Source organism: Streptomyces sp. NPDC053665 (assembly GCF_055585285.1).
Window position 1 is genome coordinate 768,430 of record NZ_JBVJKK010000002.1, and the last position, 14,994, is coordinate 783,423.

Genomic DNA, 14,994 nt, shown 5'->3' on the forward strand with positions numbered 1-14,994 from the left:
TCGCCCGTCCGGTCCGCGACCGTGACGCGGCTACGGCTCGGCCTTCGGCACGACCTCGCAGTAGACCTGCCACTTCCCGGCCTCGTCCTGGAAGACCCGCGTCACCTTGTATTCCACACCACGGGCGAGCAGCAGCTCCCGCTCCCCCTTGTTCACGGAGATGTGGTCGATCCAGAGGGCAGGCGTGCCCTGCGGCACCCGCAGGTGCAGGTGGACGGGCTGATGCGCGAAGGCAGGGTCCTTGCCGAGGGAGGTGGACATGTACCCGAGCTCGTCGTAGACGTTGCCCTGCATCTCGAGCGGGGACCGCAGGTTGAGGTAGCTCACGTCAGTGCCCCGGACGACCATGATGTTCTCGGGCACCGGGCGCGAGCCCATGACCCGGTCCATGTTGTCGACGAGATCCGCGACGGGGCGTTCCAGCGGTACGTCGACATTCCGCAGCTGACCGTTGATGTTCTGGTAGTAGAAGCTGCTGTACCTCTCCAGGGCGCCCCTGGCCTCCGGATCCAGGTTGTCGAGGTGGTCGTTCCAGTACGCGTCGCCGTACTCCTGGCCCGCCCTGTTGCTGGTGCTGGGGTACGGGTTGGTCCCCCGTTCCAGCTCGGCGGTGGCCACCGCGTGCCGCTCGGCGTCGGTGGCCAGGTCGGCGAAGTCCTCCGCGGACATGATCGGCCGGTACTCGAACGGCTCCCCGGCCGCGCCGCCCGGCACGTCCACACCCTGGTGCCCGGCACCGACGGGAGCATCGGTGCCGTGCGGTACACCGGCGTCCCCAGCATCGGCGTGCTCACCGGCGTGCGCGGCGTCGTCCGCGTACTGCCCGGCATCGGCGTCACCGTGGTCGCCGGCGTGGGAGGCGTCGTCGGCGTGCCCGTGCCCCGCACCGTGCCCGGCGTCGTCCGCGTGTCCGGCTCCCGGGAAGTCGTGGCCACCGGGGTGCGTGTGCGGCGCGGCCGTAGGCGAGGTGTCGTAGGAGGACGGTGATGGCGCGTGGTCGTACGCGGACGGGGCCGGTGACGGGTCGAAGGCTCCGCCCGGGGCGTGGAGCGGAGCGGTGGGCGGTGTGTGGTGGTACGCACCGCCGGCCGCGTTGTCCACGGTGTGCGCGACACCGTCCGGCCCCGCGTGCACCCCGGCGTACGAGGGCGTGGGAGAACCCTGCGTCGTCCAGTGAGCGGGAAGCGTCGGCGTGGTGCCGTGCGGGACGGCGGGAGTCGCGCCGTGCGGCGCCGGAGTCGCGCCGATCGTGCCGTCCGGGGCGACGAGGTCGCCGTTCGGGGTGAGTTGGTGGCCGTCGGGCAGATGGACCGAGCCGTCGGGCAGGGTGGGGATGTCGATGGCGCCCACTCCGCGCAGGCCCTTGGTGATGTCGCCGATCTTCGACAGGCCCGCGCCGGCGCCCTTGGCGATGTAGGTCATCGGGTCGATCACCCGGCCCGCCTTGCCCGCCACCGACAACGCCTTGGCCACCGCACCGGCCTTGCCCGCACCCGACGCCGCAGCCCCCGCACCACCCGTGAACACCGTCGTGACCACATTGAACGTCACCGCACCCGCAGCACGCGCAGGGTTCTTGCCCCACTCGTCCCACGCCACCAGCGCCTTGCCCGTCTCCTTCATCGCCGTGCGCGAATCACGGATCCAGGAGGGGAGTTTGTCGTCCGGCAGGGCCCAGAACGCCGTCGCCACACCCGGGATCGCCGACAGGGCAAGCCCCGTCGCGAGCTGCGCCAAGCCCTTCCAGGCCTGGCCCATCGCCTCCCAGCCACCGAAACCGACCAGCGTGCCCAGGCCCTTGATCGTGCCCCAGATGCCGTCCACGATCAGCCCGTCCCACACGAACGACTTCACCCAGTGGCCGACCTCGTACCAATGGTGCTTCTCCTCCACCGGGTCACCCCAGGGAAGCTTCGCGTTCTTCAGATCCTCCGCGTTGAACCCGTACTGGTTCTCCTTCTCGGAGCCATCCCCCGCCACCATCTGCGCGCCGCCGGGCCACAACGCGGTGATCTTGTTGTGGCAGGTGCGCTCCGCCGCCCAGAACGCCGCCACCGTCGCGGTGATGTCGTCCCGCAGCTTGTTGTGCTCCCCGACCTTGTCCTCGTCGTACTCCCACTCGTCGTCATCCTTGACGGACTCGACGAAGGTGTGGGCCTTGGTCTTCAGCTCTTTGAGCTTGGCCACCAAGGGCCGGATCTCCGTGGCGTAGGACGACAACGCCCCCGACACCGTCTCCAAGTCGTCGGCGAAGGAATCCGCCCGGTCCTTCACCGGCTTCGTCGTCGCGAACAGCTGCTCCGCCTCCGGAGCGGTGTAGTACGCCGACAGACCCTGGAAGCGGGAATGGATGTCCCCACCCGCACTGCGAACGTGTCCGGCGTCCTTCTTCAGGTCGGCGTGGTCGCTTTCCAACTGCTCCAGATCACCGGTGAACTGCGGGATCTTCTCCGGCTGGATCACTTCTTGCCCACTCCCGGCAGATCCACCACCGGCGCCTTCAACGTGTTGCGCTGCGCCTCCGCCGCCATCTCCTGATCACCGTTCAGATAGGCCGTGGTCGCATCCACCACACCCTGCAACGACTTACCCGCACGCGCCGCGACGAACTTCAAATCCTCCGTCGCGTGCTCCGCCCACTGCGACAACGCCAGAGCAACCAAGCCACCTTGGACCTTCTCGCCGCCCTCGCCGCCGCCCTCCGCGGAGATGGTGCCCGCACTGGTCGCCGCCGACGACAGATGCTTCCCGAAAGCCGTCGCGTACTTCTCCAGCTTCGCCGCCTCCTCCCCCGTCGACTTCAGCACCTGAGAAATACCCTGAGGCTTCAAATCCCAGCCGGGCACCACAAACCCCCGTCACTCACTACCGGCTCAACACACCCAACGACACCACAACAACGGCTGCATCAGCCGATGTTGTCCACCGCCGCCTTCGCCCGCTGCAACGTCGACTGCGCCGTACCGTCGTTCTTCTCCAACGTCGTCTTCAGCAGATGGATGATGTTCTTCACCTCTTGCGAAGCGTTGTTCCACCGCTTCTCCTTGCCGTGGTACTCATCCGCCACGCCATCCGCCGTGAAGTCCGCCATCGCCGCCTTCACCTGCCGATCACGCTCCGCGATCAACGACTCCAGCCGACCGATCACGGTCTGGATGTTCGACTGCGCGTCCGTCGACGCACCCACGTCATAAGACCGACGATCCGCACCCGCACCAGCCATCACACACCACTCCCCGAAAAACGAAACCCAGCCGAACAGTCAGACATCTCAGCGAAAACGCGCCGCATCGAAGTTCGCCGCGGACATCTGCTGCCGCGCGTTGTCACCCTGCTCCTGATCACCCGAGGAGAACGCACCATCCATCCCCGCCTGACCACCCAAGATCGCCGACAACGACGAGTTCAGATCCGACGCGATCCGATCCGCCCGCGTCTTGAACTGGTCGAACATCACCCGGCCCGAACCGTTGAACTTCCCCTCCAGCGGCTGCGCCGCCGCCACCAACTGCCGGACCAGACCACCCAGATCGTCCGTCGAACCACGCGTGTCCCGCTGCAACGACGACAGCGTCTGCGCACCCATGTCGAACTTCATCTACTGACTCGCCTCCCCCGTACGGGCTGTCGGACCACCGCGCATGGCGGCCCGAAGTCTCTCCGCCATCTCTATCAACGCGTCCGGCGCCCATGGGATCGGGGGTCCGGAGCTCTCACAGAAGCACCACAAGTCCGAGAGACCGCCGACACGCAGGGCACAGGTGGGCGGCGGGGCGGGCCGCCTGCGGAGCTCAGACTCACTCGCCGGTGGGCATGGAATCAATCACCGGGCTCACGCGTCCTTGAGCCACGTGCGGGTCGGTTGGCCGTGCGAGTCCCATGCGTGGTCTTCCAAGAGGGTTATCCCGTTCTCCGCAAAGACCCGTCTCAAGGCGAGCACACCATTGGCATGCCACTCCTTGAACTCACCGACCGGCAACCCCCCGCGCGGAGCTCCCTCCGAACGGAGAGTGCCGTCCTGGTACCACTCACGAGACGGCCCGTCCCTGTAGCCATCGACATACGTGTCGAGGCTGACGAGGCTCTCGCCGAAGTGTTCTGTCACCTCGCCGGTGAACGGCTCGCCCCCGTAGTACAACCGCTCCGAGTCATCCATGTCGACTTCGGGGTCGTCGATGTCGATGCGAAGCGTCGGTGCCATGAAACCTCCGCAGGGGGCCTGCCGCGTGCGCACCCGCACCCCCTGCTCCCGCAGTGACTGTCAGAGTCGATCAGTAAGGTCTGGGCCGCGACCGTCAGTCACGAGGGGTTCGTCGACCCCATATCCCACGGCCTTGCCGAAGTTAGTCGACTCACCGGGCTCGGGAGGTACGCCCAACAGGGCTTCAAGGTCTCTCAGTGCTGCGGCAAGACGCGGGGCGTTCTGCTGATGCACTACGGGATGCGGATCGCCCCGGAAGTCGAATGGGCCCCAGATGTCGTGAAAGACAGAGACCTCGGCCGACAGGCCCAGATGCTCCGGGGAAACGGTAAGTTCCACAAGCCTGTACTCGCGGCGCGGCGCACCCTGTTCGTCGAGCCAGACACCCGTACCCGCTACAAGCAGATCCCCTTCCATAGCTTCCGGGAATCCCACAGGACGCATCGCTTGAATGCGCTGGAATACCAGTTCGTCATCGATCGGACGGGTGAGCGACAACCGTGTCACCGCAGGAGCACCGCCCGTTTCGGGGATATACCACGGCCATTCCAATTGGTGCGGTTCCAGTAGTTCATGCTTCCGAAGGACGGCTGTCATCCTCGCAGCGGTCACCAGCGCCGACCGCAACCCGGGCGGCCCATAGTCTTCCAAATCCCAGAACCAAGAAGCGCATTCACGCGGCGCCCGCATGAGCATGGACATGAGCTATTCCTTCGGGGTTAAGGGTATGTAGGACCATTGGCCGGAACGGTGATCGACCCGTCTTCGAATCGCAGCACAAATGTGGCTTGGGTCATTTTAGCGCGGGAAGCGATACGCTCCAGCATTTGGTCCGTCAGGGCCATTTTGGTGTCGTGCACATCCAAGATGGCCACTTTTTGCCCGTCAATGGGCCCCCTCAACTGCTTGGCCGCGATTCCCTTTGTCGCACTGTTGAGTCCGGCCGCACTCTGAACGTCCTTAAGTTGGGCACCGTATTCGATGCGGTCGCCGGATCGAACAAGCACGTCCAGGTCCAATCCTTCGTGCGGCACCTTCCACTCAAAGGCCAGTCCAGTGACGCCCCGGCTTTGCAAGTCTGTCGCGTGTTCCATCGCCATATAGACAGCAGGCGACATGTCGCTGCTCTTGCTGACCTGCTTACACTGAGACAGGAGCTCGTCATACCCGGGAAGCTCAGCAAGGTTGCCCTCACTGATGTGCCGAGCAATTCCCTCGCCGTACTCACTCTTGCGCAGTCCGGCAAGCGTCTTTTCCACGTCCTGAGGGCTCATCTTGGCCTGCGCGAGTTGCTCGGCCACGTCTGCCTCATGATGTGGCTGCATGGGCCCGGTGGAAGCAGACGGGCGTTCATTCCCTTCGCTGAAGTCCACGCGTTCCGGGGTATGACCGTGACCTGATTCCCCGATGTTCCCGTTGAGCGGCTCACTTCCGTGTCCACTAGGCCTTGCTTCATCGGCTCCGCCCGACGGCCCGGTGTGGCTCGCGCCAGCGGCCCGGTCGTGCGGCGGCGTCGGACCGTCGTGCGGTGTTGCCGGGCCGTCGTGCGGTGTTGCCCGGGCGTGTGAACCCGCCGGCGGTTCGTGGCTTGCGGCAGGGCCGTGGGCGAGGTCGTCCGCGCGGCCTCCCGGCAGGTTGTCCGTCGACCGACCGGCCGGCAGGTGGTCGCCCACCGCACTCGCGGACGGGACGTCCCCACCGGCGTGCACCGGCGGTACGTCGCCCCCGGCATGGACGGCCGTGGTGGTGGCCGGGTTGTCCGTGGCCCGGCCGACGTCCCCGAGGTCGGTGTCGAGGCTGTCACCCAGGCGTACGTGCTGCCCGGCCTGTTCCGCGGTGTGCGTGCCCGCGCCGACCGAGGCGGGCTGGCGGTCCGGGGAGTCCACCCGCGGGTTGTCCGCACCGGAGGTGGGACCGTCCGGGGTGCCCGGCTGGTCGACGACATCGCCGGGGCCGTCGGCGGACTGCTGCAGCACGTTGCCGCGCTCGTCCAGCAGGTTGCCGTCCGGGTCGTAGTAGCGGGCCGGGGCACCGTCCTCCGTGGGGAGCCGCGTCGTGCCCTCCGGCAGGACCGGCACGTCGTCGGGCACCTTGAACCCGCCGCCCGGCAGCTCGTGCAGCCCAGCCGGGACCGCCACACCCTCCGGCAGGTGCACCGTCCCGTCCGGCAGCACCGTCGAACCCTTCGGCAGCGTCAGCGCGTTCTCCGGCAGCGTGGGGATGTCGATGGCACCGACTCCGCGCAGGCCCTTGGTGATGTCGCCGATCTTCGACAGGCCCGCGCCGGCGCCCTTGGCGATGTAGGTCATCGGGTCGATCACCCGGCCCGCCTTGCCCGCCACCGACAACGCCTTGGCCACCGCACCGGCCTTGCCCGCACCCGACGCCGCAGCCCCCGCACCACCCGTGAACACCGTCGTGACCACGTTGAACGTCACCGCACCCGCAGCACGCGCAGGGTTCTTGCCCCACTCGTCCCACGCCACCAGCGCCTTGCCCGTCTCCTTCATCGCCGTGCGCGAATCACGGATCCAGGAAGGGAGTTTGTCGTCCGGCAGCGCCCAGAACGCCGTCGCCACACCCGGGATCGCCGACAGGGCAAGCCCCGTCGCCAGCTGCGCCAGACCCTTCCAGGCCTGGCCCATCGCCTCCCAGCCACCGAAACCGACCAGCGTGCCCAGGCCCTTGATCGTGCCCCAGATGCCGTCCACGATCAGCCCGTCCCACACGAACGACTTCACCCAGTGGCCGACCTCGTACCAGTGATGCTTCTCCTCCACCGGGTCACCCCAGGGAAGCTTCGCGTTCTTCAGATCCTCCGCGTTGAACCCGTACTGGTTCTCCTTCTCGGAGCCATCCCCCGCCACCATCTGGGTGCCGCCGGGCCACAGCGCGGTGATCTTGTTGTGGCAGGTGCGCTCCGCCGCCCAGAACGCCGCCACCGTCGCGGTGATGTCGTCCCGCAGCTTGTTGTGCTCCCCGACCTTGTCCTCGTCGTACTCCCACTCGTCGTCGTCCTTCACCGACGACACGAACGCCGCCGCGTCCGCCTTCAACTGCTTCAGCTTCGCCACCAGCGGACGCACCTCGGTGGCATACGACGACAACGCCCCCGACACCGTCTCCAGATCGTCCGCGAACGCATCCGCCCGGTCCTTCACCGGCTTCGTCGTCGCGAACAACTGCTCCGCCTCCGGAGCCGAGTAATACGCCGACAGACCCTGGAAGCGGGAATGAATGTCCCCACCGGCACCCCGGACAGCACCCGCGTCCTTCTTCAGGGCCGCATGGTCCGACTCCAGCTGCTCCAGATCACCCGTGAACTGCGGGATCTTCTCCGGCTGGATCACTTCTTGCCCACTCCCGGCAGATCCACCACCGGCGCCTTCAGCGTGTTGCGCTGCGCCTCCGCCGCCATCTCCTGATCACCGTTCAGATAGGCTGTGGTCGCATCCACCACACCCTGCAACGACTTACCCGCACGCGCCGCGACGAACTTCAAATCCTTGGTGGCATGCTCCGCCCACTGCGACAACGCCAGAGCGACCAGACCGCCCTGCACCTTCTCGCCGCCCTCGCCGCCGCCCTCCGCGGAGATGGTGCCCGCACTGGTCGCCGCCGACGACAGATGCTTCCCGAAAGCCGTCGCGTACTTCTCCAGCTTCGCCGCCTCCTCCCCCGTCGACTTCAGCACCTGAGAAATACCCTGAGGCTTCAAATCCCAGCCGGGCACCACAAACCCCCGTCACTCACTACCGGCTCAACACACCCAACGACACGACGACAACGGCTGCATCAGCCGATGTTGTCCACCGCCGCCTTCGCCCGCTGCAACGTCGACTGCGCCGTACCGTCGTTCTTCTCCAACGTCGTCTTCAGCAGATGGATGATGTTCTTCACCTCTTGCGAAGCGTTGTTCCACCGCTTCTCCTTGCCGTGGTACTCATCCGCCACGCCATCCGCCGTGAAGTCCGCCATCGCCGCCTTCACCTGCCGATCACGCTCCGCGATCAACGACTCCAGCCGACCGATCACGGTCTGGATGTTCGACTGCGCGTCCGTCGACGCACCCACGTCATAAGACCGACGATCCGCACCCGCACCAGCCATCACACACCACTCCCCGAAAAACGAAACTCAGCCGAACGGTCAGACATCTCAGCGAAAACGCGCCGCGTCGAAGTTCGCCGCGGACATCTGCTGACGCGCGTTGTCACCCTGCTCCTGATCACCCGAGGAGAACGCACCATCCATCCCCGCCTGACCACCCAAGATCGCCGACAACGACGAATTCAGATCCGACGCGATCCGATCCGCCCGCGTCTTGAACTGGTCGAACATCACCCGGCCCGAACCGTTGAACTTCCCCTCCAGCGGCTGCGCCGCCGCCACCAACTGCCGGACCAGACCACCCAGATCATCCGTCGAACCACGCGTGTCCCGCTGCAACGACGACAGCGTCTGCGCACCCATGTCGAACTTCATCTACTGACTCGCCTCCCCCGTGTGGGCTACCTCGGCGACCGCTCCCCGGTCGGCCTCACGTCTCCCTACCATCTCTACCAACACCGTAGTTGCCCGTGCAATCGAGGTTCGAGTCGCTTACAGAAGTGGCACAGAACCATGACCGAGCCGTGAGTCGGGTCCGCCGGGCGCCGTGCGTCAGCGAGTCGCCGCCGCCGTCGGCCCTTCCCGGCAGATCAGCAGCAGGGCCCGGTCGTCGTTGACGTCCTTGGCGACCGCCTCGATGAGGTGCCAGGCGGCGCCGTGGAAACCGCCGGCGACATAGCGGTCGGCCTCCCCGGTGAGACGGTCGATGCCCTCGACGATGTCGCGGTCGGAGGTCTCCACCAGGCCGTCCGTGAACAGCATCAGGACGTCACCGGGCCGCAGCGAGCCCTTCACCGGGTCGAACTGGGCGCCGTCGTAGACGCCGAGCAGGGGGCCCTCGGCGGCCTTCTCCTCCCAGCGGCCGCTGCCCGCGCTGAGCTGGAGGCCCGGCGGATGGCCCGCCGAGTACAACTCGTAGTCGCCGGAGTCCAGGTCGAGGACCAGGTGGATGGAGGTGGCGAAGCCCTCGTCCCAGTCCTGGCGGAGCAGGTAGCCGTTCGCGGCCGGGAGGAAGGCGTGCGGCGGGAGGGAGCCCAGGAGGCCGCCGAACGCGCCGGAGAGCAGCAGGGCGCGCGAGCCCGCGTCCATGCCCTTGCCGGAGACGTCGGTGAGGACGACCTCGAGCGTCCGGCCGCCGTTGGTGCGGGCCGCCACCACGAAGTCGCCGGAGAACGACTGGCCGCCCGCGGGACGCAGTGCCATCTCGCGGTGCCAGCCGTCGGGCAGACCGGGCAGCTTGCTCTGCACCCGGATCCGTTCCCGCAGGTCGAACAGCATGGTGCCGCCGCGGCGCCAGGGCACGCCGACCCGGCTGCGGAACTGGGCGAGCAGCAGCCCGAAGAAGCCGCAGGCCGCGACGACGAGCACGGTGCCGGGGGTGACCCGGGACGGGCCCTCGGTGTAGGGGCCGAGCTGCACCGACTCCACGATCAGTGCCGTGGCGGCGGCCGCGTACAGGCCGAGCAGGCTGGCCGGGCGCAGCAGCAGTCCGCCCACGACGACCGGCAGGACCAGGGCGGCCGGGGAGAACCAGACCGCGTTGCCCAGGGTGGCCGCCGCGATCAGCGGGACGGTCAGCAGCAGGCCGGCCAGGGCGATCCAGTCCGAGCCGTCGCCGCGGAAGTAGTCCACGGCGGCTCGGCGCACGCCGACGCGGACCCGGTGCCACTGCTTCTTCAACCGGGCCGTGAACGTGTCGGCTTCCGACCGCCGCTCTCGTCCTGATGCCATTAGTTCGGGACCCTATCCATCGGACCAGCCCCTTGGCACGGGAGGTCCCACTTGTCCCCCGTCCGAGGGCGGACTTCACAGTGAACGTCACCGTGCGCCCGTGCGTCGCCGCCCGGGAGAAATTCCCTCGCTCGTCCCGCATTGCCCTGGTAGGCATGGCCCCATGGCGACAGATGTGAACGGTTCTTCGGCCGGCCCCCGGGTGCTGCAGCGGGATGAATGGGACAAGTGGTACAACACCCTGCTCCGGGGCTTCGGCGGGGTGCCGGAGGCCGCCGAGGAGCGGGAGCTGTGGAACGCGCTGACCGAGTTCGACCGTTCACTGGGCGTCTGGGAGGGCGACGAGTGCGTGGGGACGGCCGGGGCGTTCACCTTCCGGCTCACCGTGCCCGGCGGCGCCCCGGTGCGGGCGGCCGGCGTCACGATGGTGAGCGTCGCGGCCACGCACCGCCGGCGCGGAGTGCTGACGTCGATGATGCGGCGCCAGCTGGACGACGTGCGCGCCGGGGGTGAGCCGCTGGCCGTGCTCACCGCGTCCGAGCCGGCGATCTACGGCCGGTTCGGCTATGGGGCGGCCACCTTCCACCTGGGCGCCGAGATCGACACGACCCGGGTGCGCCTGTCGGTGCCGGACGGGACGGACGCCCTGCGGGTGCGCTTCGCGGCGCCGGCCGACGTCCTCGACGTGTGCGAGGCGCTGTACGCCCGGCTGGTCCCCACGCGGCCCGGGCTGCTGGCGCGGCAGCCCGGCTGGGAGCGGCTGGGGGTGCTCGACCCGGAGAGCGAGCGGGGCGGGGCGTCGCCGTTGCAGTGCGTGCTGGCCGAGCGGGACGGGGAGACGGTCGGGTACGCGCGCTACCGCGTCAAGCCGGAGTGGGAGCTCGCCGGGGCGAACGGCACGGTCGTGCTGGAGGACCTGATCGCGCTGGACCCGGCGGCGGACGCGGCGCTGTGGCGCTTCCTGTTCGGGATCGACCTGACCTCGAGGATCACCTTGCGCGGACGCCCGGTGGACGACCCCTGGCAGTACATGGTGTCCGACATACGGCGGTGCCTGCCGCGGCTGCGGGACTCGTTGTACGTGCGGCCGGTGGAGGTCGGGGAGGCCCTCCAGGCGCGGACGTACCAGGCGCCGGTGGACGTGGTGCTCGAGGTCGAGGACGCGTTCTGCCCGTGGAACGCCGGGCGCTGGCGGCTGAGCGGCGACCGGAAGGGGGCGTCCTGCGAGCGCACCCGGGACGCGGCGGATCTCGCCCTGTCGGTGCGGGAGTTGGGCGCCGCCTACCTCGGGGGCGTGCCGCTGACGGCGCTGGCCGCGGCGGGGCGGGTGCGCGAGCTGCGGCAGGGTGCGCTGGCGGAGGCCTCGGTGGCGTTCGGCAGCGGGGGCCCGGCCCCGTGGCTGCCCCACGGCTTCTGAGGCGGGGCCGGTGCCCGGCCTCCGGCCCCGGTCAGGGGCGCTGGCAGGTGGGGCACCAGAAGAGGTTGCGGGCGGCGAGGTCGGCGGTGCGGATCTCGCCGCCGCAGACGTGGCAGGGCAGGTTCGCCCGGCGGTAGACGTACACCTCGCCGCCGTGGTCGTCCACGCGGGGCGGGCGGCCCATCGCCTGCGGGGTGTGCTCGGGGCGGACGGTGTCGATGCGGTTGTTGCGGACGCCCTCGTGCATGAGGGCGACGAGGTCGGCCCAGATCGCCCGCCACTCGGCCGGGCCGATGTCCTTGCCGGGGCGGTAGGGGTCGATCCGGTGCCGGAAGAGGACCTCGGCGCGGTAGACGTTGCCGACGCCCGCGATGACCTTCTGGTCCATGAGCAGGGCGGCGATCGTCGTACGGCTGCGGGAGACGCGCCGGTACGCCGCGTCCGGGTCGGCGTCGTCGCGCAGCGGGTCCGGTCCGAGGCGGTCGTGTATCGCCTGCTTCTCCGGGGGCGTGATCAGGGCGCAGGTGGTGGGGCCCCGGAGGTCGACGCAGGCCGTGTCGTTCTCCAGACGGAGGCGGACGGTGTCGGTGGGGGGCGGCCCGGGGGCGGGCCCGAAGCCGACCTTGCCGAAGAGGCCGAGGTGGATGTGCACCCACCGCGCCCCGTCGAAGCGGAGGAAGAGGTGCTTGCCGTGGGCTTCCGTGGCGGTGAGCCGGGTGCCGGTGAGGAGCGCGGCGGCCGGGGCGAACTTGCCCTGGGGGCTGGTGACTTCGGGTGCGCTGCCGAGGAAGGCCGTGGCGTAGTCCTGGGCCAGGCGGTGAATGGTGTGGCCTTCCGGCACGGGTTCGTCCTCCGGCGGGCGTCTGTCCGGCCCGGGCCGCGGCACGGGCGTACGGCGGTGGCCGTCGGGCGCGGCGGTGGTCGGTGGATGCGGCGGTGATCGTCGAGTGCGGCGGTGACCGTCGGGTGCGGCGGTGACCGTCGGGTGCGGCGCTGGTCGTCCGCTGTGCCGCCGGGATCCCGCGGGGGCCGGTGGTCGGCTGCGGGCGCAACGCGGTGTCGCGTCCGGCGCACGCCGGGTGGCACTTCGGACGGCGCCGCGGCCCGGGGAGCGCTCGGGTGCGCGGTCCCCGGGCCGTCGGCCGGCTGTGCGGTGCTACGACTGCGGGTGGTGCGGCGGGATCGGCGGCAGGTCGCCGCTGGTCTCGTACGCGGCGAGCATGTCGATGCGGCGGATGTGGCGCTCGTCACCGGAGAACGGGGTGGCGAGGAACGTCTCGACGAACTTCGTCGCCTCGTCCTGGGAGTGCATACGGGCGCCGACGGCCACGACGTTGGCGTTGTTGTGCTGGCGGCCCAGAGCCGCCGTCTCCTCGCTCCAGGCGAGGGCCGCGCGCACGCCCTTGACCTTGTTCGCCGCGATCTGCTCGCCGTTGCCGGAGCCGCCGATGACGATGCCGAGCGCGTCGGGGTCGGCGGCCGTGCGCTCCGCCGCGCGGAGGCAGAAGGGCGGGTAGTCGTCCTGGGCGTCGTAGATGTGCGGGCCGCAGTCCACGGGGTCGTGCCCCGCCGCCTTCAGCCAGTCGACGAGGTGGTTCTTGAGTTCGTAGCCCGCATGGTCCGAGCCGAGGTACACGCGCATGGCACGAGTGTGACACGGGTGATGCGGGGCAGGCGCGCGGGGTGGTGCCGGGGAAAACCCGGTCCGAATGTGAAATGGATTACGGAACCTCAGGAAAACCTCAAGTAACAATCTGGATTCAAAGGTTCTCCTATCCGTTCGCCTCCGATTCACTGGACCGGCTCGTACGCCGCTCGTATGAGCCCCGCACCACCGCCATGCCGCGGCACACCCCGTTCGCAGGCCTGCGCGGTGCCGTGCGACGTACCACTCCCCGGCGCAAAGGAAATCCGTTCCATGACCTCGCAGCCGACGACGAAGACGACCGAGAAGGACCGTGAAGGACCCGGGGAACCCGGGGCGCACGGTTCCGGGCTCCAGGCCGGGCTGAAGAACCGGCACCTGTCGATGATCGCCATCGGCGGTGTCATCGGCGCCGGGCTCTTCGTCGGGTCCAGCTCCGGCATCGCCACCGCCGGTCCCGGCATCCTGCTGTCCTACGCCCTCGTCGGCACGCTCGTGGTGCTGGTGATGCGGATGCTCGGCGAGATGTCGGCCGCCAACCCCACCTCGGGCTCCTTCTCCGCCCACGCGGACCGGGCGCTCGGCTCGTGGGCCGGCTTCTCCATCGGCTGGCTGTACTGGTTCTTCTGGGTCGTCGTGCTCGCGGTCGAGGCGACCGCCGGCGCGGTGATCCTGGAAGGCTGGATACCGGCCGTCCCGCAGTGGGCCTGGGCCCTGATCGTGATGATCGTGCTGACCGCCACCAACCTGGTGTCCGTCGGCTCCTACGGCGAGTTCGAGTTCTGGTTCGCGGGCATCAAGGTCGTCGCCATCGGCGCCTTCATCGTCATCGGCGGTCTCGCCGTGTTCGGCGTGCTGCCGGGTGTCGACAGCGACCAGGCCGGATTCGGCAACCTCACCGAGCACGGCGGCTTCCTGCCCCACGGACCCGGCGCGATCCTCACCGGTGTGCTGCTCGTCGTCTTCTCCTTCATGGGCAGCGAGATCGCCACCCTGGCCGCCGGTGAGTCGGAGAACCCGCAGCAGGCCGTCACCAAGGCCACCAACAGCATCATCTGGCGTGTCGCCGTCTTCTACCTCGGCTCGATCCTGGTCGTGGTCTCCCTGCTGCCGTGGGACAGCAAGTCCATCACCGAGGACGGCTCCTACGTCGCCGCGCTCGACTCCCTCGGTATCGCGCACGCCGGTCAGATCATGAACTTCATCGTGCTGACCTCGGTGCTGTCCTGCCTCAACTCCGGTCTGTACACCGCCTCGCGCATGGCCTTCTCGCTCGGCCAGCGCGGGGACGCGCCGAAGGCGTTCGCCCGTACGACCTCCAACGGCGTGCCGCGCACCGCGATCCTCGCGTCCGTGGCGTTCGGCTTCGTCGCCGTGTTCTTCAACTACAAGTTCCCGGACTCCGTCTTCCTGTTCCTGGTGAACTCCAGTGGTGCGGTCGCCCTGTTCGTGTGGCTGGTGATCTGCTTCTCCCAGCTGCGCATGCGCAGGATCATCCAGGCCGAGGCGCCGGAGAAGCTCGTCGTGAAGATGTGGCTGTACCCGTACCTGACCTGGGCCACGGCCGCGCTGATCGTCTTCATCCTCGGCTACATGCTCACCGACACCGAGCACGACGGGCGCACCACCATCTTGCTGTCGCTGCTGGTGGCGGCCGTGGTGCTGGTCATCGCCTTCGTGAAGCAGAAGGTGCGGGGCGGCGGCCGCCCGGCCGACGCGGCCGCGGCCCCCGCCGACCGGCGCGACGAGGTCTCGGCCGGCTGAGCCGCCGGCCACCTGCCGTTCCGCTGAACGGACGGGCCCGTGACGCGTGCTGCTCAGCACGCGACACGGGCCCTTCGCCGTACAGCGCCCGTACCGCCGGTACCGTCGCGGGCGTCCTGCCGACGG

General features: G+C 68.9%; 15 protein-coding genes. 2 read left to right on the top strand and 13 right to left on the bottom strand.

The window, feature by feature from the left end; translation table 11 throughout:
- Window positions 1-30 precede the first annotated feature (30 nt).
- The 11 genes from ACZ6ZN_RS10990 to ACZ6ZN_RS11040 form a co-directional block, all read right to left on the bottom strand.
- The gene (locus ACZ6ZN_RS10990) at window positions 31-2,463 is read right to left on the bottom strand and encodes an ADP-ribosyltransferase (RefSeq protein ID WP_469645047.1); all 2,433 of its coding nucleotides are present in this window, start codon (window positions 2,461-2,463) and stop codon (window positions 31-33) included.
- Window positions 2,460-2,807, bottom strand: a complete 348-nt coding sequence (locus ACZ6ZN_RS10995) for a DUF6507 family protein (RefSeq protein ID WP_469645050.1) — start codon at window positions 2,805-2,807, stop codon at window positions 2,460-2,462. Before ACZ6ZN_RS10995 ends, ACZ6ZN_RS10990 begins: the two co-directional genes overlap by 4 nt.
- Window positions 2,808-2,908: 101 nt before the next feature.
- Entirely contained in the window at window positions 2,909-3,223 is a 315-nt protein-coding gene (locus ACZ6ZN_RS11000; RefSeq protein WP_369195632.1) for a pore-forming ESAT-6 family protein, read from the bottom strand.
- A 48-nt stretch (window positions 3,224-3,271) separates the two neighbouring features.
- Window positions 3,272-3,598, bottom strand: coding sequence for a hypothetical protein (locus ACZ6ZN_RS11005; protein WP_398110330.1), 327 nt, complete (start codon window positions 3,596-3,598; stop codon window positions 3,272-3,274).
- Between the two features lie 234 nt (window positions 3,599-3,832).
- On the bottom strand, window positions 3,833-4,201 hold the full coding sequence (locus ACZ6ZN_RS11010) for a toxin-antitoxin system YwqK family antitoxin (RefSeq protein WP_451880376.1): 369 nt from the start codon (window positions 4,199-4,201) through the stop codon (window positions 3,833-3,835).
- A gap of 60 nt (window positions 4,202-4,261) precedes the next feature.
- Window positions 4,262-4,903, bottom strand: coding sequence for a hypothetical protein (locus ACZ6ZN_RS11015; protein WP_469645053.1), 642 nt, complete (start codon window positions 4,901-4,903; stop codon window positions 4,262-4,264).
- A gap of 17 nt (window positions 4,904-4,920) precedes the next feature.
- A complete protein-coding gene (locus ACZ6ZN_RS11020; protein ID WP_469645055.1) occupies window positions 4,921-7,551 on the bottom strand; it encodes a hypothetical protein in 2,631 nt (876 codons plus the stop codon).
- Window positions 7,548-7,895, bottom strand: a complete 348-nt coding sequence (locus ACZ6ZN_RS11025; protein ID WP_398110331.1) for a DUF6507 family protein — start codon at window positions 7,893-7,895, stop codon at window positions 7,548-7,550. The genes ACZ6ZN_RS11020 and ACZ6ZN_RS11025 overlap by 4 nt, the downstream gene beginning before the upstream one ends.
- A 101-nt stretch (window positions 7,896-7,996) precedes the next feature.
- A complete protein-coding gene (locus ACZ6ZN_RS11030) occupies window positions 7,997-8,311 on the bottom strand; it encodes a pore-forming ESAT-6 family protein (protein WP_369195632.1) in 315 nt (104 codons plus the stop codon).
- 48 nt (window positions 8,312-8,359) lie between these two features.
- Window positions 8,360-8,686, bottom strand: coding sequence for a hypothetical protein (locus ACZ6ZN_RS11035; protein ID WP_398110330.1), 327 nt, complete (start codon window positions 8,684-8,686; stop codon window positions 8,360-8,362).
- A 177-nt stretch (window positions 8,687-8,863) separates the two neighbouring features.
- Window positions 8,864-10,042 carry a PP2C family protein-serine/threonine phosphatase gene (locus tag ACZ6ZN_RS11040; protein WP_398110329.1) on the bottom strand — a complete coding sequence of 393 codons (1,179 nt, stop codon included), beginning with the start codon at window positions 10,040-10,042 and terminating at the stop codon, window positions 8,864-8,866.
- 163 nt (window positions 10,043-10,205) lie between these two features.
- Here ACZ6ZN_RS11040 and ACZ6ZN_RS11045 point away from each other — a divergent pair, with 163 nt between their 5' ends.
- The gene (locus ACZ6ZN_RS11045) at window positions 10,206-11,459 is read left to right on the top strand and encodes a GNAT family N-acetyltransferase (RefSeq protein WP_469645059.1); all 1,254 of its coding nucleotides are present in this window, start codon (window positions 10,206-10,208) and stop codon (window positions 11,457-11,459) included.
- 31 nt (window positions 11,460-11,490) lie between these two features.
- On the opposite strand, the gene ACZ6ZN_RS11050 is transcribed toward ACZ6ZN_RS11045, so the two are convergent.
- Both ACZ6ZN_RS11050 and ACZ6ZN_RS11055 read right to left on the bottom strand, forming a co-directional pair.
- Window positions 11,491-12,300, bottom strand: coding sequence for an Fpg/Nei family DNA glycosylase (locus tag ACZ6ZN_RS11050; protein ID WP_469645061.1), 810 nt, complete (start codon window positions 12,298-12,300; stop codon window positions 11,491-11,493).
- A gap of 315 nt (window positions 12,301-12,615) precedes the next feature.
- Window positions 12,616-13,101 carry a ribose-5-phosphate isomerase gene (locus ACZ6ZN_RS11055; RefSeq protein ID WP_469645063.1) on the bottom strand — a complete coding sequence of 162 codons (486 nt, stop codon included), beginning with the start codon at window positions 13,099-13,101 and terminating at the stop codon, window positions 12,616-12,618.
- Between the two features lie 276 nt (window positions 13,102-13,377).
- Here ACZ6ZN_RS11055 and ACZ6ZN_RS11060 point away from each other — a divergent pair, with 276 nt between their 5' ends.
- The gene (locus tag ACZ6ZN_RS11060; RefSeq protein WP_451879685.1) at window positions 13,378-14,868 is read left to right on the top strand and encodes an amino acid permease; all 1,491 of its coding nucleotides are present in this window, start codon (window positions 13,378-13,380) and stop codon (window positions 14,866-14,868) included.
- Window positions 14,869-14,994 lie beyond the last annotated feature (126 nt).

What these genes read in the sequence shown, in the direction of transcription:
- ACZ6ZN_RS11000 (WP_369195632.1), bottom strand. Translation starts at nt 3,223, where the DNA reads ATGGCTGGTGCGGGTGCGGATCGTCGGTCTTATGACGTGGGTGCGTCG.
- ACZ6ZN_RS11005 (WP_398110330.1), bottom strand. Translation starts at nt 3,598, where the DNA reads ATGAAGTTCGACATGGGTGCGCAGACGCTGTCGTCGTTGCAGCGGGAC.
- ACZ6ZN_RS11010 (WP_451880376.1), bottom strand. Translation starts at nt 4,201, where the DNA reads ATGGCACCGACGCTTCGCATCGACATCGACGACCCCGAAGTCGACATG.
- ACZ6ZN_RS11015 (WP_469645053.1), bottom strand. Translation starts at nt 4,903, where the DNA reads ATGTCCATGCTCATGCGGGCGCCGCGTGAATGCGCTTCTTGGTTCTGG.
- ACZ6ZN_RS11030 (WP_369195632.1), bottom strand. Translation starts at nt 8,311, where the DNA reads ATGGCTGGTGCGGGTGCGGATCGTCGGTCTTATGACGTGGGTGCGTCG.
- ACZ6ZN_RS11035 (WP_398110330.1), bottom strand. Translation starts at nt 8,686, where the DNA reads ATGAAGTTCGACATGGGTGCGCAGACGCTGTCGTCGTTGCAGCGGGAC.
- ACZ6ZN_RS11040 (WP_398110329.1), bottom strand. Translation starts at nt 10,042, where the DNA reads ATGGCATCAGGACGAGAGCGGCGGTCGGAAGCCGACACGTTCACGGCC.
- ACZ6ZN_RS11045 (WP_469645059.1), top strand. Translation starts at nt 10,206, where the DNA reads ATGGCGACAGATGTGAACGGTTCTTCGGCCGGCCCCCGGGTGCTGCAG.
- ACZ6ZN_RS11055 (WP_469645063.1), bottom strand. Translation starts at nt 13,101, where the DNA reads ATGCGCGTGTACCTCGGCTCGGACCATGCGGGCTACGAACTCAAGAAC.
- ACZ6ZN_RS11060 (WP_451879685.1), top strand. Translation starts at nt 13,378, where the DNA reads ATGACCTCGCAGCCGACGACGAAGACGACCGAGAAGGACCGTGAAGGA.